The 23,892-nt window shown below is 63.8% G+C and carries 22 protein-coding genes; 16 read left to right on the top strand and 6 right to left on the bottom strand.

Annotated elements, in window-relative coordinates; genetic code table 11:
* Window positions 1-150 precede the first annotated feature (150 nt).
* The 6 genes from AC1RGE_RS07830 to AC1RGE_RS07855 are packed head-to-tail and all read left to right on the top strand — an operon-like array spanning window position 151 to window position 7,449.
* Window positions 151-2,331: a TonB-dependent siderophore receptor gene (locus tag AC1RGE_RS07830; protein ID WP_492583854.1), complete on the top strand. Its 2,181-nt coding sequence runs from the start codon at window positions 151-153 to the stop codon at window positions 2,329-2,331.
* A gap of 16 nt (window positions 2,332-2,347) precedes the next feature.
* Window positions 2,348-3,220: a PepSY domain-containing protein gene (locus AC1RGE_RS07835; RefSeq protein WP_492583856.1), complete on the top strand. Its 873-nt coding sequence runs from the start codon at window positions 2,348-2,350 to the stop codon at window positions 3,218-3,220.
* Complete coding sequence (locus AC1RGE_RS07840) at window positions 3,207-4,340, top strand: ABC transporter substrate-binding protein (RefSeq protein ID WP_103290086.1); 1,134 nt, start codon at window positions 3,207-3,209, stop codon at window positions 4,338-4,340. The genes AC1RGE_RS07835 and AC1RGE_RS07840 overlap by 14 nt, the downstream gene beginning before the upstream one ends.
* Window positions 4,337-5,404, top strand: a complete 1,068-nt coding sequence (locus tag AC1RGE_RS07845; RefSeq protein ID WP_053159148.1) for a FecCD family ABC transporter permease — start codon at window positions 4,337-4,339, stop codon at window positions 5,402-5,404. Before AC1RGE_RS07840 ends, AC1RGE_RS07845 begins: the two co-directional genes overlap by 4 nt.
* Window positions 5,405-5,412: 8 nt before the next feature.
* Window positions 5,413-6,231, top strand: a complete 819-nt coding sequence (locus AC1RGE_RS07850; protein ID WP_492583858.1) for an ABC transporter ATP-binding protein — start codon at window positions 5,413-5,415, stop codon at window positions 6,229-6,231.
* 3 nt (window positions 6,232-6,234) lie between these two features.
* Window positions 6,235-7,449: an MFS transporter gene (locus AC1RGE_RS07855; RefSeq protein ID WP_492583860.1), complete on the top strand. Its 1,215-nt coding sequence runs from the start codon at window positions 6,235-6,237 to the stop codon at window positions 7,447-7,449.
* A gap of 188 nt (window positions 7,450-7,637) precedes the next feature.
* Here the strand turns inward: AC1RGE_RS07855 and AC1RGE_RS07860 are convergent, their stop codons facing one another.
* The 5 genes from AC1RGE_RS07860 to AC1RGE_RS07880 form a co-directional block, all read right to left on the bottom strand.
* Window positions 7,638-8,816: a sugar transporter gene (locus tag AC1RGE_RS07860; RefSeq protein ID WP_103407340.1), complete on the bottom strand. Its 1,179-nt coding sequence runs from the start codon at window positions 8,814-8,816 to the stop codon at window positions 7,638-7,640.
* 132 nt (window positions 8,817-8,948) lie between these two features.
* Window positions 8,949-9,548 carry a TetR/AcrR family transcriptional regulator gene (locus tag AC1RGE_RS07865; protein WP_011061785.1) on the bottom strand — a complete coding sequence of 200 codons (600 nt, stop codon included), beginning with the start codon at window positions 9,546-9,548 and terminating at the stop codon, window positions 8,949-8,951.
* 144 nt (window positions 9,549-9,692) lie between these two features.
* The gene (locus tag AC1RGE_RS07870; protein ID WP_262212141.1) at window positions 9,693-10,580 is read right to left on the bottom strand and encodes an alpha/beta fold hydrolase; all 888 of its coding nucleotides are present in this window, start codon (window positions 10,578-10,580) and stop codon (window positions 9,693-9,695) included.
* A 20-nt stretch (window positions 10,581-10,600) separates the two neighbouring features.
* Window positions 10,601-11,656 carry a sugar phosphate isomerase/epimerase family protein gene (locus AC1RGE_RS07875; RefSeq protein ID WP_492583862.1) on the bottom strand — a complete coding sequence of 352 codons (1,056 nt, stop codon included), beginning with the start codon at window positions 11,654-11,656 and terminating at the stop codon, window positions 10,601-10,603.
* Window positions 11,657-11,858: 202 nt separating this feature from the next.
* On the bottom strand, window positions 11,859-13,598 hold the full coding sequence (locus AC1RGE_RS07880) for an amidohydrolase (RefSeq protein WP_492583864.1): 1,740 nt from the start codon (window positions 13,596-13,598) through the stop codon (window positions 11,859-11,861).
* A 106-nt stretch (window positions 13,599-13,704) separates the two neighbouring features.
* Between AC1RGE_RS07880 and AC1RGE_RS07885 the strand changes: the two genes are divergently transcribed.
* The 4 genes from AC1RGE_RS07885 (at window position 13,705) to AC1RGE_RS07900 (ending at window position 17,634) form a co-directional block, all read left to right on the top strand.
* The gene (locus AC1RGE_RS07885; RefSeq protein WP_011061789.1) at window positions 13,705-14,619 is read left to right on the top strand and encodes a LysR family transcriptional regulator; all 915 of its coding nucleotides are present in this window, start codon (window positions 13,705-13,707) and stop codon (window positions 14,617-14,619) included.
* Window positions 14,620-14,972: 353 nt separating this feature from the next.
* On the top strand, window positions 14,973-15,956 hold the full coding sequence (locus AC1RGE_RS07890) for a DUF1852 domain-containing protein (RefSeq protein WP_174395212.1): 984 nt from the start codon (window positions 14,973-14,975) through the stop codon (window positions 15,954-15,956).
* Between the two features lie 27 nt (window positions 15,957-15,983).
* On the top strand, window positions 15,984-17,018 hold the full coding sequence (locus tag AC1RGE_RS07895; protein WP_026020140.1) for a methionine synthase: 1,035 nt from the start codon (window positions 15,984-15,986) through the stop codon (window positions 17,016-17,018).
* A 106-nt stretch (window positions 17,019-17,124) separates the two neighbouring features.
* Window positions 17,125-17,634 carry a flavin reductase family protein gene (locus tag AC1RGE_RS07900; RefSeq protein WP_220222808.1) on the top strand — a complete coding sequence of 170 codons (510 nt, stop codon included), beginning with the start codon at window positions 17,125-17,127 and terminating at the stop codon, window positions 17,632-17,634.
* Window positions 17,635-17,721: 87 nt separating this feature from the next.
* Here the strand turns inward: AC1RGE_RS07900 and AC1RGE_RS07905 are convergent, their stop codons facing one another.
* Window positions 17,722-18,192 (bottom strand): Lrp/AsnC family transcriptional regulator, encoded by a 471-nt coding sequence (locus AC1RGE_RS07905; protein ID WP_011061793.1) that lies wholly within the window; start codon window positions 18,190-18,192, stop codon window positions 17,722-17,724.
* 124 nt (window positions 18,193-18,316) lie between these two features.
* On the opposite strand from AC1RGE_RS07905, the gene AC1RGE_RS07910 reads away from it, so the two are divergent.
* The 6 genes from AC1RGE_RS07910 to AC1RGE_RS07935 all read left to right on the top strand — a co-directional run bounded on the left by AC1RGE_RS07910 (window position 18,317) and on the right by AC1RGE_RS07935 (window position 23,816).
* Window positions 18,317-19,570: a methionine gamma-lyase gene (locus AC1RGE_RS07910; protein ID WP_011061794.1), complete on the top strand. Its 1,254-nt coding sequence runs from the start codon at window positions 18,317-18,319 to the stop codon at window positions 19,568-19,570.
* 121 nt (window positions 19,571-19,691) lie between these two features.
* A complete protein-coding gene (locus AC1RGE_RS07915) occupies window positions 19,692-20,825 on the top strand; it encodes a branched-chain amino acid ABC transporter substrate-binding protein (protein ID WP_041118743.1) in 1,134 nt (377 codons plus the stop codon).
* A 724-nt stretch (window positions 20,826-21,549) separates the two neighbouring features.
* The gene (locus AC1RGE_RS07920) at window positions 21,550-22,095 is read left to right on the top strand and encodes a phage tail protein (protein ID WP_492583866.1); all 546 of its coding nucleotides are present in this window, start codon (window positions 21,550-21,552) and stop codon (window positions 22,093-22,095) included.
* A gap of 17 nt (window positions 22,096-22,112) precedes the next feature.
* Window positions 22,113-22,688, top strand: a complete 576-nt coding sequence (locus AC1RGE_RS07925; protein WP_011061797.1) for a phage tail protein — start codon at window positions 22,113-22,115, stop codon at window positions 22,686-22,688.
* 28 nt (window positions 22,689-22,716) lie between these two features.
* Window positions 22,717-23,274, top strand: a complete 558-nt coding sequence (locus AC1RGE_RS07930; protein ID WP_053152323.1) for a phage tail protein — start codon at window positions 22,717-22,719, stop codon at window positions 23,272-23,274.
* Window positions 23,271-23,816, top strand: coding sequence for a GNAT family N-acetyltransferase (locus tag AC1RGE_RS07935; RefSeq protein ID WP_011061799.1), 546 nt, complete (start codon window positions 23,271-23,273; stop codon window positions 23,814-23,816). The genes AC1RGE_RS07930 and AC1RGE_RS07935 overlap by 4 nt, the downstream gene beginning before the upstream one ends.
* Window positions 23,817-23,892: the final 76 nt, after the last annotated feature.

Raw genomic sequence — 23,892 nt, forward strand, 5'->3', positions numbered from 1 at the left:
GAAAGAAATGGTCGCTCAAGCCAAAGTTTTAGCCCGCAACCCAAGCTCACAAATGAGATACGTTTGCATTCTCATTTAATCCCCATCACGGAGTGAAGCATGGGTAGCCGCGTTGCGCACCGAAACACCTCAGGTTGTCCCGTCAATTGTGTGGTCTCGCGTCCGGCTCTGGGCCGCAACCCACTGGCGTGCCTGATCCACGGCCTGGCCCTGGGCCTCTCGCTGACCCAGGCCGGCGCCGCACTGGCCGCCGATGGCGATACCGACCAGGACCACGCCCTGACCCTGGACACCAGCGTGATCAGCGCCACCCAGCCCGACTCCGCCACCGGGCCGCAGGCCGGTTACGTGGCCAAGCGCAGCCTCAGCGGAACCAAGACCGATGCCAGCCTGAGCGAAATTCCCCAGTCGATCTCCGTGATCACCCGTGACCAGATGGATGCCCAGCAGGTGCAGTCGGTGAACGAGGCGCTGCGCTACACCGCCGGGGTCCAGGCCAATACCACCGCCGCCAGCCAGCGCTTCGACACCCTCTCGATCCGCGGTTTCGACGTCACCACCGGCATGCTCCGCGATGGCCTCAAGGGCAATACCGCCCAGGCCTGGCCCAAGGTCGAAGCCTATGGCCTGGAGCGCATCGATGTGCTCAAGGGCCCGGCCTCGGTGCTGTTCGGGCAGAACTCGCCGGGGGGCGTGGTCAACCAGATCAGCAAGCGCCCGCTGGACAAGCCCTTCCATGAAGTGCAGATCCAGGGGGGCAGCTTCGACCGAGCCCAGGGCCAGTTCGACTTCAGCGGGCCGCTGGATGATGAAGGGCAATTCCTCTATCGCCTGGTGGGCCTGGAGCGCGACAGCGGCACCCAGTTCGATCACATCAAGGACGACAAACAGTACTTCGCGCCCTCCTTCACCTGGAAGCCCAACGACGACACCAGCCTGACCCTCCTGGCCGACTACACCCAGGACACGTTCGGCGCGCCGCGGGTGTTCCTGCCGGCCCAGGGCACCCTGCTTGGCAACCCCAATGGCAAGGTCAGGCACAACGTCTTCCTCGATGAACCGGGGCTGGACAACGACCGCACCCAGTACTCCCTGGGCTACCTGCTGGAGCACCGCCTGAATGACGTCTGGAGCCTCAATTCCAGCGCCCGCTACGGCCACGTCAACCTGCTGACCAACACCGCCAGCGGCATGTCCCTGGCTCCGGACCTGCGCACCCTGAACCGCGCTGCCTATCGCTTTCGCATCGTCGGCGACACCTACTCCCTGGACAACAATGCCCAGGCCCGCTGGAACCTGGGCAGCACGCAAATGGTGTCGCTTTTGGGGATCGACTACCGGCGCACCCGCGAGGACTACTACCTGCGCGGCGGCTCGGCTTCGCCCATCGACATCTATAACCCGGTGCACGGCGGCGTGTTCGACCCCAGCACCCCCTTCACCAACACCGTGCAGCGCGCCGATCAGGTCGGGGTCTACGCCCAGCAGCAGTTCACCTTCGATGAGCATTGGGTGCTCACCGTCGGCGGACGCCAGGACCGCTCCAGCGCCCGTACCGATAACCGCATGAACGACAGCGGCAGCAAGCAGGACGACGAAAAGTTCACCTACCGCACCGGGCTGGTGTACCTGGCGGACAACGGCCTGGCGCCCTACATCAGCTACTCCACGTCCTTCGACCCGGTGCTGGGCACCAACTTCTACGGCACGCCGTACAAGCCCACCAGCGCCAAGCAATCGGAAGTAGGGGTCAAGTACCAGCCGCCGGGCATCGACAGCTACATCACCCTGTCGCTGTTCGACCTGACCCAGGAAAACGTCCTGACCACCGACCCGGCCGAACGCCTGAACAAGATCCAGACCGGCGAGATCAACGTGCGCGGCATCGAGCTCGAAGGCAAGGCCAGCCTGGCCCGGGGCCTGGACCTGCTGGCGGCGCTGACCTACAACGACGCCGAGGTGAGCAAGAGCAACAACCCGCTGGAGAAGGGCAAACGCCCCACCGACACCCCGGAAAAAATGGCCTCGCTGTGGGCCGACTACACCTTGCCCGAAGGCCCCCTGAGCGGCCTGGGCTTCGGCGCCGGGGTGCGTTACATCGGCTCCACCGAGGCCGATGCCGCCAACACCCAGCGCGTGCCCTCCTACACCTTGCTGGACGCGGCGGTGCACTACGACTTCGACAAGCTGATCCCGGCGGCCAAGGGCCTGCGCCTGGCGGTGAATGCCACCAACCTCACCGACAAGCACTATTACGAAGGCTGCTCACTGACCAATTGCAGCGCCGGTTATGACCGCAGTGTCATCGCCAGCCTGCGCTATCGCTGGTAAGCCGCCGATGCTGTCCATGCGTGATATCTGGCTCAGGCTGCACCGCTGGCTGGCCCTGTGCCTGGGGCTGTTCCTCGCGCTGCTGGGCCTCAGTGGTTCGCTGCTGGAGCTCAAGGGGCCGATCCTGCGCTGGGAGGTCGGTGCGCAGATGCTGCAACTGGCCCCTGGCGAGCATGGCGCGCTGCTGCAACAGGACGCCTGGATCAGGGCCGCCTCCGACGCCTACCCGCAATTGCACAAGGTCTTCGGCGCAGCCCCACCGCGCCAGGGCTTTCTCGAATCGGACAATGTGATCGTCTTCGGGGCCCTCAAGGAGCGTCCCGGCACCGGCATCGCCATGATCGATCCTTATAGCGGCGAACCCCGGGGCTTCTTCGTCTTCGAGGACCTGTGGCTGGCCAAGCTGGTGGCGCTGCACCGCAGCCTGCTGCTGCCGCCAGCCTGGGGGTCGAACCTGGTGCTGCTCTGTGGCCTGGCGCTGCTGGGCTCCCTGGGCAGTGGCCTGTACCTGTGGTGGCCGGGCCGGCGCAGCTGGTGGAAGGCCGCCAGCCTGCGTCCCGGCAGCCGGGGCAACCGGCGCCTGCGGGAATGGCACAACGTGGCGGCGGCCTGGCTGTGCCTGCCGCTGCTGCTGATTGCCGGCAGCGGTGCCTGGCTGGCGCGCCCCGACCTCTTCACCTGGCCCGGCGCCCAGCCGATGGCGATCAAGCCGCTGTTTTCCGCGGCCCATGGCCACTTGCTGCTGGGCCCCCCCGGCGCCTGGCTGGCTTTTCTCTGCGGCATTTCGTTACCCCTTCTGTACCTCACCGGCCTGCTGCTGTGGTGGCGCAAGCGCGCTGCCCGCCAGGCCGTCCAATCGTTCAAGGAAACTAGCCATGACACACCGTGATTTCTTGCGCCGCGCCCAGCGCGGGCTCTTGCTCGGCCTGTTGCCCCTGGGCCTGCTATGGGCCGCCACGGCCAGCGCCGCGACCCTCACCGATCTGGCCGGACGCCAGGTCCAGGTGCCGGAGAAGGTCGAGCACATCCTCCTGGGTGAAGGCCGGATGATCTATTCCCTGTCGCTGCTCGAAGGCCAGAACCCGTTCGCCCGTCTCGCCGGTTGGCAAGGGGACTTTCGCGGCCTCGACGTGCAGGGCTACGAGGCCTATCACAAGGTCTTCCCCCAGGCCGACAAGGTGCCGCTGGTGGGCGGCACCTCGGCCGAGACCTTCAGCGTCGAAAAGGCCCTGGCGGTGCACCCGGACCTGGCGATCATGGCCCTGAGCGGCGGCCATGGGCCGAGCCCCGACAGCGAGGCGGTGAAACAGCTGGAGGCCGCCGGGGTGGCGGTGATCTTCGTCGACTTCAGCGACCATCCCCTGAGCAACACCGTGCCCAGCATGCGCCTGCTGGGCCAGGCCCTGGGCCGTGAGCAGCGGGCCGAGGAATTCATTGCCTTCTATCAGCAGTCCCTGGCCAAGGTCACCCAGACCCTGGCCAAGGCCGGTACCGTCAAGCAGCCGAAGATCTTCATCGACATGCTCGCCGGGCTGCAGGACTGCTGCGGCTCGCCAGGCACCGGCAACTTCGGCGAGATGATCAAGCTGGCGGGCGGGCGCAACATTGCCGACGGGCGCATACCCGGGCCCATTGGTGTGCTCAACGTGGAGTACATTCTCTCCAGCGACCCGGACGTTTACGTGGCCACCGGGGTCTTTGCCGCCGGCCAGGGCGGCGTGACCCTGGGTTACTCCGCCACCCTGCAACAGGCTCGGGACAGCCTGCGCCAGGCCGCCCAGCGCCCACCGCTGAACGAGTTGCGGGCGGTGCGCGAGGGCAATGTGCACGGCCTGTGGCACATTTTCTACGACTCGCCGGAGCACCTGATCGCGGTCCAGGCCCTGGCCAAGTGGCTGCACCCTGAACTGTTCAAGGACCTGGACCCGGACCAGACCCGCCGCGAGCTGTACCAGCGCTTCATGCCGATTCCCGCCAGCGGCGTGTTTGCCACGAGTCTGGCGCCATGACCCAGGCTGCTACCGACGTGCAGGAGCGCGTTGCCTCAGGGCACTACCAAAGGCGCCATGGCCGCCGGGTGCTGCTGTTGGGCGGGCTGGCCCTGGCCCTGCTGCTGTCCCTGGCCCTGGACATCACCACCGGGCCTTCGGGGATGAGCCTGTCGCGCCTGCTGCAGGTGCTCTGGGACCCGGGCTCGATGCCCCGGGTGGAAGCGGTGATCGTGTGGAACGTGCGCCTGCCCTACGCCCTGATGGCGGTGCTGGTGGGGGCCGCCCTGGCCCTGGCCGGCGCGGAAATGCAGACCGTGCTCGATAACCCCCTGGCCAGCCCCTTCACCCTCGGTGTATCCGCCGCCGCGGCGTTTGGTGCAGCCCTGGCCATCGTCCTCGGCCTGGGCCTTCCCGGGGTGCCGGCGCAGTACCTGATCTCGGCCAACGCCTTCCTCTTCGCCCTGGCCTCGGTGGCCTTGCTGTACCTGCTGGCACGCTGGCGCGGCTTCGGCGTGGAAAGCCTGGTGCTGTTCGGCATCGCCCTGGTGTTCGCCTTCAACGCCCTGGTGGCGCTGCTGCAATTCGTCGCCACCCAGGACAGCCTGCAGCAACTGGTGTTCTGGACCCTGGGCAGCCTGGCCCGGGCCTCGTGGGAAAAGCTCGCGGTACTGGCCCTGGCGCTGTTGCTGTGCCTGCCCTTCTCCCTGCGCCAGAGCTGGGCCCTGACCGCCCTGACCCTGGGCGAGGAACGGGCCCGCAGCTTCGGCATCGACGTTGGTCGCCTGCGCCTGCTGTCGCTGCTGCGCATCAGCCTGCTGTCGGCCCTGGCGGTGTCCTTTGTCGGCACCATCGGCTTTATCGGCCTGATCGCCCCGCACATCGCCCGCCTGCTGGTGGGCGAAGACCATCGGCTGTTCCTGCCGGCCAGCGTGCTCAGCGGCGGGCTGATCCTGTCCATGGCCTCCATCGCCAGCAAGGCGCTGATCCCCGGGGTGCTGATTCCGGTGGGTATCGTCACCGCCCTGGTGGGCATTCCCTTCTTCATGGCCATCGTCATGCGCAACCGTCGAGGTGTCCTGTGAAGCCGCCTGTGTCCTCCAACGCCGGCCTGTGCACCGCCGGCCTGAACATGCACTACGGCAACCGCCAGGTGCTGTGCGACGTGGCCCTGCCGCCCCTGGCCGGGGGCAGCGTGACCGCGCTGATCGGCCCCAACGCGGCGGGCAAGTCGACCCTGCTGCGGGGCATCGCCGGGTTGCACAAGACCTCGGGCCAGGTACTGCTGGACGGCGTCGACCTCAACCGCCTGCCCCAGGTGGAACGGGCGCAGCACATCGTCTACCTGCCCCAGAGCCTGCCGGAACGTACCCGCCTGTGCGCCTTCGAAGCAGTGCTCAGCGCTGCCATGGCCGGGCATCGCACTGGCGGTTTCGCCCCTGGCCGGCCCAGCGCGGCGGTGTTGCACGGGGTCGAACAAGTGCTGCAGGACCTGGACCTCGCCGCCCTGGCCGACCGCCCGATCGACGCCCTCTCCGGTGGCCAGCGCCAACTGGTGGGCCTGGCCCAGGCCCTGGTGCGCCAGCCCCGGGTGCTGCTGCTGGACGAACCCACCAGCGCCCTGGACCTGTACCACCAGTGCCAGGTAGTGGAAGCCATCACCCGGGCCACCCGCGAGCGCCAGTTGATCACCCTGGTGGTGGTCCACGATATCAACCTGGCCCTGGGTTTCAGCCAGCAGGTGGTGGTGCTGCACCATGGCCGCCTGGCCGCCGCGGGGCCGGCCCTGGAGGTGATCAACCCACAACTGCTGCGCGACGTCTACGGCGTCGACGCCAGCCTGGAACAGGTACGCGGTCGACCGCTGGTGATGGTCGACGGCCGCCTGCCCTCTCACTCAGCCCTGGGATAAACCATGACCAACGCTCAACAGTTGCCCCTCGACACCCTGGACACGCCCCAGGCCGCCCCGGCCTTCGACCTGCGCCCGCTGCTGGTGGCCAACCTGGCCTGCACCATGGCGATGATGGCGTTCGTTTCGCTGATCGGCCCCATTGCGCGGATTCTCGGCCTGGCCACCTGGCAGGCAGGGATGGCGGTGACCATCTCCGGGGTGATCTGGATGCTCCTGGCCCGCCCATGGGGCCGGGCCAGCGATCGCCTCGGTCGGCGGCGCATCCTGCTGCTGGGCACCGGCGGCTTCACCCTGGCCTTTCTCGCCCTCAGCCTGTTTATCGACGTGGCGCTGCACGCCCTGCCTTCGGCGCTGCTGGCGTTTGCCGGGTTGCTGCTGGGCCGCGGCCTGATCGGGGTGTTCTATGCGGCAATCCCGGTGGGCGGCTATGCGCTGATCGCCGACAACATCGAACCCGAGCATCGCGCCCGGGCCATGGCGTCCCTGGGGGCGGCCAACGCCTGCGGGCTGGTCCTGGGGCCGGCGCTTGCCGCATTGCTGGCGCGCCACAGCCTGAGCCTGCCGTTCTATGCGCTGGCGGTGTTGCCGCTGCTGGGCTTCGCCTTCCTCAAGGCACGGCTGCCGCGCCAGGAACTGCACCTCAAGCAGCCGCCCAAGCCGGTGAGCCTGGGCGATCCGCGCCTGCGCCGGCCGCTGGTGGTGGCGTTCGTCTCGATGCTGTGCGTGGCCATGGCGCAGATCACCGTGGGCTTCTTCGCCCTCGACCGCCTGGGCATGAGCCCGGCCGACGCGGCGCAGACCGCCGGCATTTCCCTGACCCTGGTGGGGGTGGCGCTGATCGCCTCGCAACTGGTGGTGCGCAAACTGGAATGGCCGCCGCTGCGGATGATCCGCATCGGCGCCCTGGTGGCGGCGCTGGGCTTTGTCACCAGCATTCTCGCGGCCCAGGCCTGGGTGCTGTGGCTGGGGTTCTTTGTTTCGGCCGCCGGCATGGGCTGGATCTTCCCCTCCTTCGCCGCCCTGGCCAGCAACTCGGTGGACGCCGCCGAACAAGGCGCCACGGCCGGCTCCATCGGCGCGGCCCAGGGCCTGGGGGTAGTGGTCGGGCCCCTGGCCGGGACCCTGATCTACGGGCTGGAGCCACGCCTGCCCTACCTGCTGGCGGCGCTGCTGCTCGTACTGGTGGCCTGCTGGCCCGTAGCCCGACGCCGGTAACCTTCGGGCGAACGACGCGCATTATCGAAACCCTGCGGCCCTGTAGCCGCTGCCGAGCCTGCGGCGAGGCTGCGAAAAGGTCCGCAGGACCTTGCTTGACGATCGACCGCCGAACCTCTATCGGCCTCAAGATCGCCGCGTCCCTGCGACGGAGTGCCGCCCAGACCGTTCGCAGCCTGCGGCAGCGGCTACACGCTGGTGTGGCTCATGCGGCCCAGGGCCAGGCTGTACAACAGCAAGGCCAGGGTCGCCAGGGCGCCACCCGCCAGGCCGACATAGGCAAAGCCCAGTTGCCCGCCGACCCAACTGCCCAGCAGCGCACCGCCGCCAATGCCGATGTTGTAGATGCCGGAGAACATCGCCATGGCCACGTCGGTGGCGTCCGGCGCCAGCACCAGTACCTTGGATTGCAGGGCCAGGCCGAAGCCCATGATCGCCATGCCCCAGAACACACTCAGGGCCACCAGCGACCAGACGTGTCCATTGAGCGGCAACAGCAGGCTCAGGCACAGCGCCAGCAGCGCCACCGCGGTCAGTAGAAACCCCTGGGGGCTGTGGCGGTGCAGCCAGCTGAACAGCAGCGAGCCGATGATCCCGGCGCCGCCGAACACCAGCAGGACCAGGGTCACCACCTCGCCCCCCAGGCCCGCCGCCACCTTGATGAAGGGCTCGATGTAGCTGTAGGCGGTGAACTGCGCCGTCACCACCAGGGCGGTAAGCACATAGATCGCCACCAGCGCCGGGCGCTTGAACAGCAGCGGCAGGCTGCGCAGGGAACCGGAGTTCTGGCTCGGCAGCAGCGGCAAGGTGCGGATCAGCCACAGCACCAGCAGGCCGGCCATGGCCGCGATCACGCTGAACGTGGTGCGCCAGCCCAGGGCCTCGCCCAGCAAGCGGCCCAGGGGAATGCCCAGGACCATGGCCAGTGAGGTGCCGGTGGCCAGCAGCCCGAGCGCCTGCACCTGCTTGCCCGGCGGCGCCAGGCGCACCGCCAGGGACGCGGTGATGGACCAGAACAGTGCATGGGCCAGTGCCACGCCGATGCGGCTGAGCATCAGCAGGCCGAAGTTGCTGGCCAGGCTGGAGAACACATGGCTGACGATAAACAGCCCGAACAGCACCGTGAGCAGCCTGCGCCGTTCGATGTTGCGGGTCAGCAGCATCACCGGCAGCGAGGTCAGGGACACGATCCAGGCGTAGATGGTGAGCATCAGACCGACCCGCTCGGTGGGCAGGTCGAAGCTGGCGCCAATGGCGCTGAGCAGGCCCACCGGCACGAACTCGGTGGTGTTGAAGACAAAGGCCGCCAACGCCAGCGCGATGACCGGCTGCCAGTTGCCTTGGGGTGTCGCCGCGGAATCACTCATGGGGGGGCGTCATACTCTTTCGATGATGGAACGGGTCCGGGACCCGCTGAAAAAATGCACAACCCGGGCCGGCATCGCTGCTCCCGGATTGCGGGCAAAGGCTCCCAGGCGGAGCCGGGGTGCAGCGCCGCTTCAATTCCCTTGGGCGGTTCGCGCAAAGACCTGCATGGCCAGCGCCACGCCCTGCAGCAGGCGCGCCGCACTGACGCCGTCGCGGGCTTGCACCGACAGCCCGTGGAGCACCGTAGAGTAATAATCGCCCAGGGAAGTTGCATCGCTGTGGCCGGGCAATTCACCCGCCTGCTGCGCGGCTTCCAGGCGCTGGATAATGCTTGCGGTACGCGCCCGGCGATGTTCGGCCAGCCATTCGCGCACGCTGTCGTTGTCGCTTGAGCAGTTCACCGCCGAGGCCACCACCATGCAGCCACGGGGGCCGTCGGCCCGGGTGTAGAGTGCCACCGCTTCTTGCAGCATGCGCTCGATGGCGACGTAGGCGCAGGGCTCTTGCAGGGCCAGGTCGGCGAAACCGCCTTCCTGGCTTTCGTACAGCTCGATGGCCTCGCGAAACAACGCCTCCTTGGAGCCGAAGGCGGCATAGATGCGCGCCGAGGCGATGCCCAGGGCCGCCACCAGGTCGGCCATGGAGGTGGTTTCGAAACCACGGCGCCAGAACAGTTCGAGCGCCTGGCGCAGTGCCTGGTGACGGTCGAATTCGCGGGGTCTTCCAGCCATGGGGGTCGGGTATCTCGTCGGGACAGGGAAGGCGTTCGGTTGAGCCCGAACAGCCGGTTGGCGCAGGGCGCCGGGACGAAATGATATTAGATTTGCGCCGGCCGCGGCCAATTTCCGTGGCCGCGGCCTTGCCTGCGCCCTGCCTCAGTCACGGCCCTCCTGCAGAAACGGCAGCAGCAGCGCGAGAAATTCCTCCGGTGCCTCTTCCATGATGAAGTGCCCGCAGTCCTCGACAATGGCCCCGCGCAGGTCATTGGCATGGCCCTGCAGGGTCAGCAGAGGTGCATCGTTGGTGGCGTGCTCAGCACCAATGGCCAGCACCGGCATGGTCAGCGGCCGCTGCGCGCGCAGCTGATTCTGGCGCACCGTCTCGGGGATCGCCCGGTAATAGGCGAAGCCTGCGCGCAACCCGCCCGGGGCAGCGTAGGCCTCGATGTAGACTTCGGCGGCCACCGCCTCGCGGCGATGGGACCAGTGGTCGAAGATGTAATTCAGATAGGCCCGCTCGCGCCCGGCGATCAAGGCTTCCGGCAAATCCCGCAGCTGGTTGAACATGAAGTGCCAGAGAAAGATGTTCTGCTGCGGCGCGACGAAAATCGGTGGTGCATCCGCCAGCCCGGGGATCACCGCCTCGGTCAGCGCCAGGCGCTCCACCGCCTGCGGATGGTCGCAGGCCAAGGCGTAGGCGATCCACATGCCGACGTCGTGGCCGACCACGCTGTAGCGCTCGAAACCCAACTGCCCCATCACCTGGTGCAGCACCCCGGCCACATGGCCGGTGTCGTAGCCGTGCTCAGGGCGGTCGGACTGGCCGCTGCCCGGCGGGTCCACGGCAATGGCCTGGAAGCCTTGGGCAGCCAGGGCCTGGATCACCTGACGCCAGGCGTACCAGGTCTGCGGCCAGCCGGGAATCAGCAGCACCGGCCGGCCCGTGCCGGCGGTGACACAGTGGATGCGCTGGCCATCGACGCGCACGTAACGGTGAACCAGGTCGAGGCTGTCGGCCTGGAGGTTGTCAGTCAAAGCATTCATGGTGTGTTCTCGCTGAAGGGTCAGGCAATGCCGAGCATGGCGTTGATCTGTTGGCGGTCGATCTGCGCGCCGGCGAAGTCGTCGAAGATGCGCTCGGTGACCTGGATCATGTGCCGGTTGATGAACTCGACACCTTCCCGGGCGCCATCCTCCTGATCCTTGAGGCAGCACTCCCATTCCAGGGTCGCCCAGCCCGGGTAGTCGTATTGCGCCAGCTTGGAAAAGATCCCCTTGAAGTCCACCTGGCCATCGCCCAGGGAACGGAAGCGCCCGGCGCGCTCGACCCAGGCGCTGTAGCCGCCGTAGATGCCCTGGCGGCCGCTGGGATTGAACTCGGCATCTTTGACGTGAAACATGCGGATGCGCTCGTGGTAGATGTCCAGGTAACTCAGGTAGTCCAGCTGTTGCAGCACGAAGTGGCTGGGGTCGAAGAGGATGTTGCAACGCGGGTGATGGTCCACCAATTCATGGAAGCGTTCGAAGCTGGTGCCGTCGTGCAGGTCCTCGCTGGGGTGGATCTCGTAGCACAGGTTGACCCCCTGCTCGTCGCAGGCATCGAGGATCGGCCGCCAGCGCCGCGCCAGCTCGTCGAACGCCGTCTCGATCAGGCCCTCGGGGCGCTGGGGAAAGGGAAACAGATAAGGCCAGGCCAGGGACCCGGAAAAGGTCCCCAGCTCACTCAGCCCCAGGCGTCGCGAAGCCTTGGCCGCCAGCTTCATCTGCTCCATGGCCCAGGCCGTTCTGGCTTGCGGATTGCCCCGCAGCGCTGGCGGCGCGAAGTTGTCGCACATCGCGTCGTAGGCCGGGTGCACCGCCACCAGTTGGCCGAAGATATGGCTGGTCAGCTCGCTGATCTGCAGGCCCTTCTGCGCCAGCTGGCCCTTGAGTTCATCGCAGTAGTCCTGGCTCTCGGCCGCCGTGGCGACGTCGAACAACCGCGCATCCCAGGCAGGGATCTGCAGCGCCTTGAAACCCAGGTCGGCGGCCCATTGGGCAATCGCCGGCAAATTGTGGAACGGCGCCGTCTCGGCGCTGAATTGCGCCAGATGCAGGCTGGGCCCCTTGAGGGTTTTCATCGAACTGCTCCCTATTCTTTGTTGGTCGACAAAGAATAGGGATACGCTCTGGCCGCGTCAATCATCGCCGTGCAGAAAAGTGTTTGGCCGTGAGGCCGTTCGCCCGTAGGCGCTGGCTTGCCAGCGAAGGCGTCGCAGTGGTCGACAAGGCAAAAAAAAGCCCGCGATGAAGATCGCGGGCCCGGCCGGCATCCATGCAGCATCACGGCCGGCTATACACCTCACGCCCGGCAAAGTAGGTCTTGAGCACCTGGGTTTGCGCCAGTTGCTCCTGGGGCACCTGGAACACATCGCGGTCAAGAACGATCAGGTCGGCCTGCTTGCCCGGGGCCAGGCTGCCGATCTGCTGCTCCAGGCCAATGGCCCGCGCGGCGTTGCGGGTGTAGGCGTAGAACATGGTTTCCCGGTCGATGCCTTCGTCCTTGTTCAACACGCCCTTGGGCCCCTTGCGGTTGATGGCCTGGGCGATGGCCTTCCAGGGTTCCGGGGTGCTTACCGGCCAGTCGCTGGCCCCGGCGATGGTGGCGCCGTTCTTCAGCAGCGAGCGGGCCGGGTACATGAACTGGAACTGCATGGCGCTGATGTAGGGCTGGAGCAAATCGATGCTCAGCTCATCGGCGGCGGCCCAGTACAGCTGCATGGAGGCGATCACGTCCAGTGGCTTGAAGCGGGCGAACTCCTTGGGGTTGACCATCTGCAAGTGGGTGATGGAGTGCACCACCCCACTCTGGCGATCACGCCGCGCCTGCTCGATGCCGTTGAGGGATTCGCGCACCGCGCGGTCGCCAATGGCATGCACATGCACCAGCCAGCCACGGGCATCGGCGGCGCTGACCAGCTCGCCGAAATGCGCCGGGTCGATCAGCAGTTCGCCGTCCTTCTTCGAGTTCTTGTAGGGGGTCAGCAGGGAAGCGGTCTGCGCCGGAAACTCGGCGACACCGTCGGCGAAGATCTTGATCCCCGGCAGGCTCAGGTTCGGCACCCCGAGGAACTGCTGGCGCACCTGCTCCAGCACCTCCAGGTCCGCCGGGCGGCTCTTGGGATTGGCCACCATCAGGGCCGCGACCCGCAGGGTCAGCTCGCCCTTCTGCGCCAGCGCCTTGTACACCGGCAGCACACCGACGGTCTGGGCCGTGGGATGCATGGCGAACAGCGCGTCGCCCGGGGTGGCGTTGGCCGCCGGGTCCATCAGCGCGGTGATGCCCAGGCTCAGGTTGAGGTCGCGGGCGGCGCGCCCAGCGTCGAGCAACTGCTCGAAGCTCGGCGGCGGCAGTTGCGAGGTCAGGGCCGAGAGCCCGGCATCGGCGACAAAACCGTTGGGGCTGCTGTCCGGGTGATGGCCGATGGTGGCCTGGGCCTCGCCCTGCAGCGCCTTGACCCGCGCGGCGTCTATGCCGCCGCGCTTGAGCATGGCGCGGTTGGCCCAGCCGGTGTGGTAGTCCCAGCCAACGAACAGAATCGGTACATCGGCCCATTCGCCCTGGTTGAAGCGCTGTTCCAGGGCGTCCACCTGGCTCCAGTAGGTCGAGGGAAAACCGCTGACGCTGAGGATCTCGCCATGCCGCGCCTTGCCGTCATCGCGCCAGCCGCGCAGGCGCTGCTCCAGCTCGTCCAGGGGCAGTTGCTGGGTTTCCAGGTCGGCGGCCTTGAGCTTCAGGCCCCCGAAGATGGCATGACTGTGGCTGTCGATGAACCCCGGCATCAGCACCTTGCCCTGCAGGTCGATGACCTGGGTGCCCGGGGCCTTCAGCGCCAGCACCTGGGCATCGCTGCCGACCATGACGATACGCCCCTGCTCTACCGCCACCGCCTGTTGCAGGGGCTGGCCCCGCTCGGCGGTGAACACCTTGGCGTTGTGCAGCACCAGGTCCACCGCGGCCTGGCTGTGCAGCGAGAACAGGGCCAGGGCCGAGGCCAGCGTGATATTCAGCGTCTTTTTCATTGTTGTTCGCACCCTTGGCTCAGAATGCGCCAGAGACTAGCCAAGTCACCGGTGCTTAAGAATACTGCTTCGCGCAACCCATCCTTTCCAAAGAGGCAAGACTGCAATGGACCAGCTGGGCGCCATCACCATGTTCGTGACCACGGTCGATCAGGGCAGCTTCACCCGCGCCGCCGCGTGCCTGGGCAAGACCACCTCGGCCCTGACCAAGGCAGTGAGCCACCTGGAGAGCCAGCTCGGCACCCGCTTGCTGGAGCGCTCCACACGCCGGATCGCTCTCACCGAGGCCGGGCATATCTACCTGGCCAGCGCCCGGCAGGTATTGCGCCAACTGCAACAGGCCGGGGAAGACATCGAGCGCCTGCAGCAGGAAATGTGCGGCACCCTGCGCCTGGTGGCGCCGCCCTCCTTCGCCCCGGCCTTTCTCAATGGCGCCTGCTACGGCTTTCTTGAGCAGTACCCGCAGATGCGCCTGGACGTGGAGCTCACCGACGAATTCGTCGACCTGCAAAGTGGCGGCTATGACCTGGCCGTGCGCGACGGGCCGGTGGAGCTGCCGGACCTGATCGCCCGCCCGCTGACGGCCAACCGCATCCTGCTCTGCGCCAGCCCGCGCTATCTGCAGCGCCAGCCCTTGCCGGTGACCCCGGCGCATTTTGCCGAGCATGACTGGCTGATCTTCCGTCACCCGGCACTGAACCCGCATTTCTGGCGCTTCACCTTGAATGGCGAGCAGCAGCGTGTGCCCCAGCCGGTGCCGCGGCTGGCCAGTGACAATTACGATTTCCTGTTCGGTGCCCTACTGGCCGGGCTGGGCCTGCAACTGTGCCCGCAGTGGAGCGCCGCGCCCTACCTGCGTCGCGGCGAGCTGGTGCAACTGCTGCCCGAGGCGCAGCTGGACCCGGAGCAGTTCGGCCCGAGGATCCATGTGATCTACCCCGCCCACCGGCGCCAGACCCGCAAGCACCAGGCGTTCATCGAATGCCTGAACCGCTACCTGGACGAGCAGCAATTGCATTGATGGGCCAGCTCCCGGCCCATCTGGCACTGGCGGCCCTGTCGAGTGCTGCCGCAGCCAACACGGGTCGGATTGCGCCAGAGCCCAGGCACACCCTCAACCAGTGGTTTGGCCGGGCAATGAATACTGGGGCAAATAGGCTTTTGCGATTAAGTGAATATCTCATCATGAATGTGACTAAAGACCTGGTGAAATCAATTCATTAGTACTCAATTAATAGCTCGACATAAGATGCGCCTCAATAATAGACAACATAAAGACTACCGAGCAAAAGCAGCCAGGAACAAAACTGGAAAGCACTGAAAGCCAATAAACAAGTTCAGGAATTATCTCGGAAATCAGGATGCCAGATCACAATGAACAACGACTTCACATTCACCATCAAGAGCATTTGCTTCGACGAAGATTATCACCCGTCCGAGAATACGCGCATCACCACCAACTTTGCCAACCTGGCCAGGGGCAAGAGTCGCCAAGAGAACTTGCGCAATACCTTGAGGATGATTGACAACCGCTTCAATGCCTTGGCGCATTGGGATAACCCCAAGGGCGATCGTTATACAGTCGAGCTTGAAATCATCTCCGTGGAAATGGACATCGACACTCAAAGCAGTGGCCATGCCATCCCCCTGATTGAAATATTGAAAACCAATATTTTCGATCGAAAGACCAACGAACGCTTTGAGGGCGTTGTAGGAAACAACTTTTCCTCTTACGTACGGGACTACGACTTCAGCGTGCTGTTGCCGGAGCACAACAGGGAGCGACCAAAGTTCAGCATTCCGGAAAACTTCGGAGAGCTGCATGGAAAGCTATTCAAGCACTTCATCAACTCCAGCACTTACAAGGAAAACTTCAACAAGCCACCGGTGATCTGCCTGAGCGTTTCGAGCAGCAAGACCTACCATCGGACTGAAAACCAGCACCCTGTACTGGGCATTGAATACCAGCAGGACGAATACTCTCTAACAGATGAATACTTCAACAAGATGGGGTTGAAAGTTCGTTACTTCATGCCGTCCAACAGCGTTGCGCCTTTGGCTTTCTACTTTGCCGGCGATTTGCTCAGTGATTACACCAACCTGGAACTGATCAGCACCATCAGCACGATGGACACCTTCCAGAAGATTTACCGGCCAGAGATCTACAATGCCAACTCTGCAGCAGGCAAATCCTATCAACCGAGCCTGAAGCACCAGGACTATTCATTGACTCGAATTGTCTATGACCGAGAAGAACGTAGCCGCCTGGCGATTGAGCAAGGGCAGTTTGTCGAGAACAACTTCATCAAGCCATACCAGACCATTCTTGAGCAGTGGTCCGCCAATTACGCTCTTTGACTCATCAAAAATACAAGGTCACCCATGATGAAAAAGTTGTTACCCACTTCAACTGCCGGCAGCTTGCCTAAACCTTCCTGGCTTGCACAACCTGAAACACTCTGGTCGCCCTGGAAGTTGCAAGAGGAAGAACTGGTTGAAGGCAAGCAGGACGCCTTGCGCTTGTCACTGCAAGAACAACAGCAAGCAGGCATTGATATCGTCAGTGATGGCGAGCAGACACGTCAGCACTTTGTCACGACGTTCATCGAACACCTCAGCGGCGTTGATTTTGCAAAACGTGAAACCGTCAGGATTCGTGATCGCTATGATGCGAGCGTCCCCACGGTGGTGGGGGCTGTCAGTCGCCAGAAGCCGGTTTTCGTGGAAGATGCCAAGTTTCTGCGCCAGCAGACCGAGCAACCCATAAAGTGGGCGCTGCCAGGCCCGATGACGATGATCGACACGCTTTATGACAGCCATTACAAAAGCCGCGAAAAACTGGCCTGGGAATTCGCCAAGATCCTCAACCAGGAAGCCAGGGAGCTGGAGGCGGCCGGCGTGGATATCATCCAGTTTGATGAGCCCGCCTTTAACGTCTTCTTCGATGAAGTGAATGACTGGGGTGTGGCCACCCTGGAAAGAGCCATTGAAGGTCTTAAATGCGAAACGGCGGTGCACATTTGCTATGGCTATGGCATCAAGGCCAATACGGACTGGAAAAAGACCCTGGGCTCAGAGTGGCGGCAATATGAAGAGGCGTTCCCCAAGCTGCAGAAATCCAGTATCGATATAGTCTCGCTGGAATGTCACAACTCTCATGTCCCAATGGATCTCATTGAACTCATCAGAGGCAAGAAAGTGATGGTCGGGGCCATTGATGTGGCCTCCAACACCATTGAAACACCCGAGGAAGTGGCCGACACCTTGCGCAAGGCATTGCAGTTCGTGGATGCCGACAAGCTCTATCCCTGCACCAACTGTGGCATGGCGCCCTTATCCCGTGGCGTGGCAAGGGGCAAGCTGAAGGCTTTGAGTGCCGGCGCAGAAATCATCCGAAGAGAACTCTCGAACCTGCGCTGAGCTAAAGCCGCAAGTGGTGTGCCAGAGGGGTGAAGCGGTGGATTGAAAAGCCGCCGCTTCACCCCTCTGCGCGCTGTCGGACAGTACCCAATATTCAGGACCCGCCATGTCACTTCCCAGTACGGCTATCGAGCCAATGCGCTTTCGCGAAGCGCTCGGGCACTACGCATCCGGCATCACGGTGATTACCTCACAGGTTGATGGCGAGCCGCTCGGCTTCACGTGCCAGTCGTTCTATAGCGTGTCGATGAGCCCGCCGCTGGTGTCATTCAGCGTCATGTCCAGCTCGGCCAGCTACCCCAAGATTCGTCAGGCGGGCCGCTTCATGGTCAATATCCTCTCAGGCGAGCAGGTCAGGATTTCCAACCAGTTCGCAAGCAAAGGCACGGACAAGTGGCAGGGAGTTCAATGGCAGGAATCGCCGCTGGGCAACCCGATCATTGCCGGCAGCCTGCACTGGCTCGATTGTGAAATTCATGCCGAACACGTCGCCGGTGACCACCTGATCGTGATCGGTGAAGTCAAGGCGCTGAACCTGCAGCAAGCGGCTGCTGCGCAGCCATTGCTGTATTTCAAAGGACATTATTGCAACCTCGCGGCCCCGGGCGCGGTGTGAACCCTGGCCGGCGCGCCTTCGCTGAGGGCCTGTTTCAGACAGCAAGGTTGCTTGTGAATCGCAGGGACGCTGGCGCCCCGCCTGCGCTCACTCTTGTACCGGAATCTGCCGCAACGGCTTGACCGACTTGAAGGAAAAGCTCGAATAGATCTCCTTCACCGCCGGCAGGGTCTGCAACACTTCACGGGCGAACTCGCCGAAGGATTCCAGGTCCTTGGCCAGTACTTCGAGGAGAAAATCGTAGCGCCCGGAGACGTTGTGGCAGGCGATGATTTCCGGGATCTCCAGCAGCCGCTGCTCGAAGGCCCGGGCGGTGTCCTGGGAGTGGGATTCCATCATCACGCTGACAAAGGCGGTGACCCCATAGCCCAGCGCCTTGGGCGAGAGGATCGCCTGGTAACCGGTAATCACCCCGCTCTCTTCGAGAATCTTCACCCGGCGCCAGCACGGCGAGGTGGTCAAGGCGACGCTGTCCGCCAGCTCGGCATTGGTCAGCCGGGCGTTGTCTTGCAGGGCGATCAGCAGGGCTTTGTCGATACGGTCCAGATCGAGGGGCATGTCTTACCTTTTTATCTTATTTTTATGGTTATTTATTCCAATTATTCGGTTCTAAAGGGCCGATATTGGAAATTATTGCGCCGGATTTGAGCATAGCATTAGAGCAAATCCGGGAGCGTTCACCATGAACAATAAAAACAGTGACCTTGGTTTTTCCACCCGTGCCATCCATCACGGCTACAACCCCCAGGAGCATCAGGGCGCGCTGATCCCGCCGATCTACCTGACCTCCACCTTCACCTTCGCCACCGCCGAATACGGCGCGGGCTGTTTTGCCGGTGAAGAACCCGGCTACTTCTATACCCGCATCGGCAACCCGACCCTGGCGTTGCTGGAAGCGCGCATGGCCGCCCTGGAAAACGGCGAAGCGGCCGTGGCGTTCGGCTCCGGCATGGGGGCGATTGCCGCGACCTTGTGGACCCTGCTGCGCCCGGGCGACGAGGTCATCGTCGGCCAGACTTTGTACGGTTGCACCTTTGCCCTGCTGCACCACGGCCTTGGCGAATTCGGCGTCAAGGTACGCCATGTCGACCTGACCGACCTGGGCGAGCTACGGGCGGCCATCGGCCCGGCCACGCGGATGATCTATTTCGAAACCCCGGCCAACCCCAACATGCAACTGGTGGACATCGCCGCCGTGGCCCAGGTGGCCCGCCAGCATCCCGGCCTGCTCGTGGCGGTGGACAACACCTACTGCACACCTTACCTGCAGCGCCCGCTGGAACTGGGCGCCGACCTGGTGCTGCATTCGGCCACCAAGTACCTCAGCGGCCATGGCGACATCACCGCCGGCATCGTGGTCACCGGCCAGGCCCTGGCCGAACGCATCCGCCTGCAGGGCCTGAAGGACCTGACCGGCGCGGTGCTCTCGCCCCAGGACGCTTTTCTCCTGATGCGCGGCCTCAAGACCCTGGCCCTGCGCATGGATCGCCATTGCGCCAACGCCCAGGCCGTCGCCCAGTTCCTCCAGGACCACCCCGCCGTGGCCTGGGTCGCCTACCCGGGGCTGGCATCCTTTGCCCAACACGCCCTGGCCGCAAGACAGATGAAGCTGCCCGGCGGCATGATCGCCTTCGAACTCAAGGGTGGGCTGGCCAGCGGGCGACGCTTCATGAACGCCCTGGGGCTGTTCAGCCGCGCGGTCAGCCTGGGGGATGCCGAATCCCTGGCCCAGCACCCGGCGAGCATGACCCATTCCACCTACACCCAGGAGGAACGGGCCGAACACGGCATCGCCGAGGGCCTGGTACGGCTGTCGGTGGGGCTGGAAGACATCGCCGACCTGCTGGCCGACATCGCCCAGGCCCTGGACGCCAGCGCCGAACCCGCGCGCCCCACCCTGGAGGCCGTGAGCCGAATCGGCAAGGCCCTGCCTTGAGCAGGATCAGCACATCTGGCGGCAAAGCCGACTACAACACCCTGCCGGCGCCCGAGCGCCGGCAGTCCAGGCAACACCCGCAACACCCTTAGAACCGTAACCCACAGGAGTGGAACAACCCATGAGTCGTATCAATAACAAAGCCACCCAACTGCTCAGCGCCATGATCCTTGCCGGCCTGGCCTGCCATTCCCTGGCAGCCGACAGCATCCGGATCGGCATCGCCGGGGCCAAGACCGGCCCGGTGGCGCAATACGGTGACATGCAGTTCAGCGGCGCGCGCATGGCCATCGAGCAGATCAACGCCAAGGGTGGCGTCGACGGTAAGCAACTGGTGGCCGTGGAATACGACGATGCCTGCGACCCCAAGCAAGCGGTGGCCGTGGCCAACAAAGTGGTGAATGACGGCGTCAAGTTCGTGGTCGGACACCTGTGCTCCAGCTCCACCCAGCCCGCGTCGGACATCTACGAAGACGAAGGCATCGTGATGATCACCCCGGCCGCCACCAGCCCAGAGCTGACCGCCCGTGGCTACAAGATGGTGTTCCGCACCATCGGCCTGGACAACGCCCAGGGCCCGGCGGCGGCACGCTACATCGCCCAGCTCAAGCCGACCAATGTGGCGGTGCTGCACGACAAGCAACAGTACGGCGAAGGCATTGCCAGCTCGGTCAAGGACATCCTCGGCAAGGAAGGCATCAAGGTGGCGATGTTCGAAGGCATCAACGTCGGCGAACGCGACTACTCCTCGATCCTGGCCAAGCTCAAGCAGGCCAATGTGGATTTCGTCTACTTCGGCGGCTACCACCCGGAAATGGGCCTGCTGTTGCGCCAGGCCAAGGAAAAGGGCCTGACCGCACGCTTCATGGGGCCTGAAGGCGTGGGCAACGACTCGATCTCGCAGATCGCCAAGGACGCTTCCGAAGGCATGCTGGTGACCCTGCCCAAGTCCTTCGACCAGGACCCGGCCAACAAGGCCCTGGTGGAGGCCTTCGAAGCCAAGAAGGAAAACCCCAGCGGCCCGTTCGTGCTGCCGTCCTACTCGGCCGTGGAAGTGATTGCCGGAGGCATCGCCGCAGCCAAGAGCGAAGACCCGGAAAAAGTCGCCGAGGCGATCCACAAGGGCACCTTCAAGACCCCTACCGGCGACCTGAGCTTCGACGAGAAAGGCGATCTCAAGGACTTCAAGTTCGTGGTCTATGAGTGGCACTACGGCAAGCCGAAAAGCGTAGCGGCGGAAAACGCCGGGCTCTAAGCCGGGCACCGGGTGCCGCCTGCCAGGGCAGCGGCGCCCTACCCGTTTCAGGTGCAAGGCCTGAAAGAAACTCTGCACACCGCTTGAACAACGCCTTTCAAGCCAGACTTAAAGCACTAATTCCCGAGTATTCTAGTTGGGAACAACTTAAAGAACGGGTAACAACAAGGATCGCTTCGGGTAACACTTTCCAAAGCCTCTGCTTATACTCCAGAACCCTCCCCGTGGAAGCGGCCCATGCTTCCCGCCCAGGAAGATCGTTAGCCTACTTTGTTTTCTTCTGAACTTTTCACTGCCGTCTCCCGCTCAACTAGAGCTCGTGATGAAAGGGCCTGAAAAGCCCGAACTAGAGGACTTTCGCGAGCAGCGCAATAACCCCCGCCCACCCGCCGCAAGCCAGCATTCGATATGCCTCAAGGCCTGTATCTTTAGTGCCAAGCCGCTAGGCATGAGGCTTACCGCGCTGCGCTTATGCCGCAACTAAAACGTTAAAGCACAAGACTGTGACGCGCATCGAATGTTACCGATCAAGATAAACTTAATGTTACCGACCAAGTAAAAAAAGATAAGCCGCAAACCCACTAACACCGGGAAGTAGTTCCTCTTTTTTCATGGATAGAAATACTGTTTGCTAACTAAATTCGATTTTGTATATCGTGCGCAACATCAAATTGCCAGCTGCGGAAAGTACTTCTGCCAGGCCTTTTTTCAAGGAGCGAAGAACATGGAACCCTTTCTCGGCGAGATTCGTCTGTTCCCTTGGGCCTGGGCCCCACAAGGCTGGCTTTTGTGTCAGGGACAGATCCTTGACGTCGTGAACTATACGGCGCTGGCCAGCCTGCTCGGCGATTGCTACGGCGGTGACGGTAGAACCACCTTCGGCCTGCCAGACCTTCGAGGCCGCGCAGCCCTGGGGGAAAACCCTGTCGCGTCGACCAGCCCTGTGCTGGGGGTACATGAACTGGGCAGCATGGACGGCGCCGAGTGGGTCGCACTGACCCTCAACAACCTGCCCGCCCACAACCATGTCGCCAATGTCGCGGTCACCGCCGGCACCGGCGGGCCGGCGGGAAATATTCCCGCCATCAGTTCGACGTCCAAAGGCGCCGTATCCAAACCCACCTATGTCGCTTATGCCGACAAAGATCGCGTGACGATCAACCCGACCACAGTGGTGACCACCCTCGGCTATCCACTGCCAAACATGCAGCCATCGATCGTCGGCAACTTCTGCATTGCCGTCACCGGCACCTACCCACCCCGGGCCTAACGACTAAGGATAGTGATATGTCTGATGCATACCTCGGAGAAATCCGCATGTTTGCCGGCAACTTTGCCCCCAGGGGCTGGGCCCTGTGTAACGGTGCGCAACTGTTGATCCGGAACTTTGAAGCCCTTTACACCCTGATCGGCACGACCTACGGCGGTGATGGCAGCAACACCTTCTGCCTGCCTGACTACCGCGGCCGTACCCCCATCGGCCAGGGCAATGGGCCCGGCTTCACGCCCCGGGCCCTGGGCCAGGCCGTAGGGACCGAGCAAGTCACCATGAGTGCGCTCAATACCCCACCGCACATCCATGGCTTCCAGGTCAGTTCCAGCGAGGTCACATCCGCCAACCCGCTCCCCGCCAACCAACCGGCCAATAGCTACACCTTTGGCAAGTTCAAGCTTGAAGGCAGCTTTACCGGCCTTTACAGCAAGGGCGACAGCACATCGGCGGTGGTCAGCATGAGCCCCAACTTTCTTAGCCCGGCTCTGGGTATCCCCAATAAAGCAGTCGAGCCACACAGCAACATGATGGGGTCCCTGGCGATCACCTACATCATCTGCCTGAACGGCTACTACCCACAAAAGCCCTAGTTTCTCTTAACTTCAGGAATGCTCGACCATGGACGCTTTTACTGGTGAAATCAGGCTCTTTCCCTTCAACTTCGCTCCCGATAACTGGGCCGTCTGCGACGGCAGCCCGTTGCTCGTGCAGAATTACCCCGCACTGTACTCCGTGATCGGCCTCACTTATGGCGGTACTGCCGGAACCAGTTTCAATCTGCCCAACCTCAAAAGTCGCGTCACCATCGGCACCGGCCAGGGCGCCAACCTGACCAATCGATCCCTGGGCCAGGCCGTGGGCGGCGATACAACGACCTTGTTGCCAGCACACTTTGCGCCCCATACCCATCACGTACTGGCCAAGGACGGCACCGACACCACTGGCGCCCTGGACCTGGCCAATGGCACTGCCTACCTGGCCCAACCACGGGGTGTGCGCTTGTACAACGGCACAGTGCCGCCCACCGCTGCTCCGGGACCAAGCCTGCATCCAAGTACGGTGACCACGAACGGTACGGAGGCGGCGAAGACAGGTTCGACGCGCGATGTGATGCAGCCTTTCCTGACCCTGCGCTATTGCATCTGCCTGAACGGCGAGTACCCACAGCAATCGTGACCAGATCATGCCTTGACTCTCTCCTGCAGGTCACGCTGCCGGCCGGCGCCAGGCTGCGTCCGCAGAGCGCTGACGACCTGGCCTTCCTGCAGGAGCTGTTCGTGTCCCGCCGTTGGGACGAGGTCAGTGCCGTTCCTGGCTGGAGCGACGCCCAACGACGGGCGTTCCTGCACAACCAGGCCGAGTTGCAACGCCAGCACTATGAGCGGCACTACCCCGAGGCGCAGTGGCTGATTGTCGAGCAGGCCGGCCAGCCCATCGGCCGCCTGTGCCTGCATCGGCACGCCACTGAGCAGCGCATCGTCGATATCGCCCTGCTGCCCGCCTGGCATGGCCAAGGCCTGGGTACCCGACTGTTGCGGGCGATCCTGGCGCAGGCCGACGCCCAGGGGCACAACAGCAGCCTGAGCGTCGAAACCGCCAGCCGGGCCCGGTACCTGTATCAGCGGCTGGGCTTTGAGCCCATTGAAGAGAATGGCCTGTACCTGCAAATGCAGCGGCCGGCACAACGACCGGTCCGTGAGGATCTGGACAACCCCTGAAGCCTGAATGCGTATTACTGCCAGGACGCCCGAAACAGGCAGCCTGCGTATTTTCCACCTTCGTCCTTGACTCCCT

The sequence above is a fragment of the Pseudomonas sp. GW823-FHT02C05 genome, assembly GCF_058797595.1.

What these genes read in the sequence shown, in the direction of transcription:
- AC1RGE_RS07865 (WP_011061785.1), bottom strand. Translation starts at nt 9,548, where the DNA reads ATGGCTGGAAGACCCCGCGAATTCGACCGTCACCAGGCACTGCGCCAG.
- AC1RGE_RS07860 (WP_103407340.1), bottom strand. Translation starts at nt 8,816, where the DNA reads ATGAGTGATTCCGCGGCGACACCCCAAGGCAACTGGCAGCCGGTCATC.
- AC1RGE_RS07905 (WP_011061793.1), bottom strand. Translation starts at nt 18,192, where the DNA reads ATGCCCCTCGATCTGGACCGTATCGACAAAGCCCTGCTGATCGCCCTG.
- AC1RGE_RS07895 (WP_026020140.1), top strand. Translation starts at nt 15,984, where the DNA reads ATGAAAAAGTTGTTACCCACTTCAACTGCCGGCAGCTTGCCTAAACCT.
- AC1RGE_RS07920 (WP_492583866.1), top strand. Translation starts at nt 21,550, where the DNA reads ATGGAACCCTTTCTCGGCGAGATTCGTCTGTTCCCTTGGGCCTGGGCC.
- AC1RGE_RS07855 (WP_492583860.1), top strand. Translation starts at nt 6,235, where the DNA reads ATGACCAACGCTCAACAGTTGCCCCTCGACACCCTGGACACGCCCCAG.
- AC1RGE_RS07835 (WP_492583856.1), top strand. Translation starts at nt 2,348, where the DNA reads ATGCGTGATATCTGGCTCAGGCTGCACCGCTGGCTGGCCCTGTGCCTG.
- AC1RGE_RS07930 (WP_053152323.1), top strand. Translation starts at nt 22,717, where the DNA reads ATGGACGCTTTTACTGGTGAAATCAGGCTCTTTCCCTTCAACTTCGCT.
- AC1RGE_RS07925 (WP_011061797.1), top strand. Translation starts at nt 22,113, where the DNA reads ATGTCTGATGCATACCTCGGAGAAATCCGCATGTTTGCCGGCAACTTT.
- AC1RGE_RS07885 (WP_011061789.1), top strand. Translation starts at nt 13,705, where the DNA reads ATGGACCAGCTGGGCGCCATCACCATGTTCGTGACCACGGTCGATCAG.
- AC1RGE_RS07900 (WP_220222808.1), top strand. Translation starts at nt 17,125, where the DNA reads ATGTCACTTCCCAGTACGGCTATCGAGCCAATGCGCTTTCGCGAAGCG.
- AC1RGE_RS07880 (WP_492583864.1), bottom strand. Translation starts at nt 13,598, where the DNA reads ATGAAAAAGACGCTGAATATCACGCTGGCCTCGGCCCTGGCCCTGTTC.
- AC1RGE_RS07910 (WP_011061794.1), top strand. Translation starts at nt 18,317, where the DNA reads ATGAACAATAAAAACAGTGACCTTGGTTTTTCCACCCGTGCCATCCAT.
- AC1RGE_RS07915 (WP_041118743.1), top strand. Translation starts at nt 19,692, where the DNA reads ATGAGTCGTATCAATAACAAAGCCACCCAACTGCTCAGCGCCATGATC.
- AC1RGE_RS07845 (WP_053159148.1), top strand. Translation starts at nt 4,337, where the DNA reads ATGACCCAGGCTGCTACCGACGTGCAGGAGCGCGTTGCCTCAGGGCAC.
- AC1RGE_RS07890 (WP_174395212.1), top strand. Translation starts at nt 14,973, where the DNA reads ATGAACAACGACTTCACATTCACCATCAAGAGCATTTGCTTCGACGAA.
- AC1RGE_RS07875 (WP_492583862.1), bottom strand. Translation starts at nt 11,656, where the DNA reads ATGAAAACCCTCAAGGGGCCCAGCCTGCATCTGGCGCAATTCAGCGCC.
- AC1RGE_RS07870 (WP_262212141.1), bottom strand. Translation starts at nt 10,580, where the DNA reads ATGAATGCTTTGACTGACAACCTCCAGGCCGACAGCCTCGACCTGGTT.
- AC1RGE_RS07840 (WP_103290086.1), top strand. Translation starts at nt 3,207, where the DNA reads ATGACACACCGTGATTTCTTGCGCCGCGCCCAGCGCGGGCTCTTGCTC.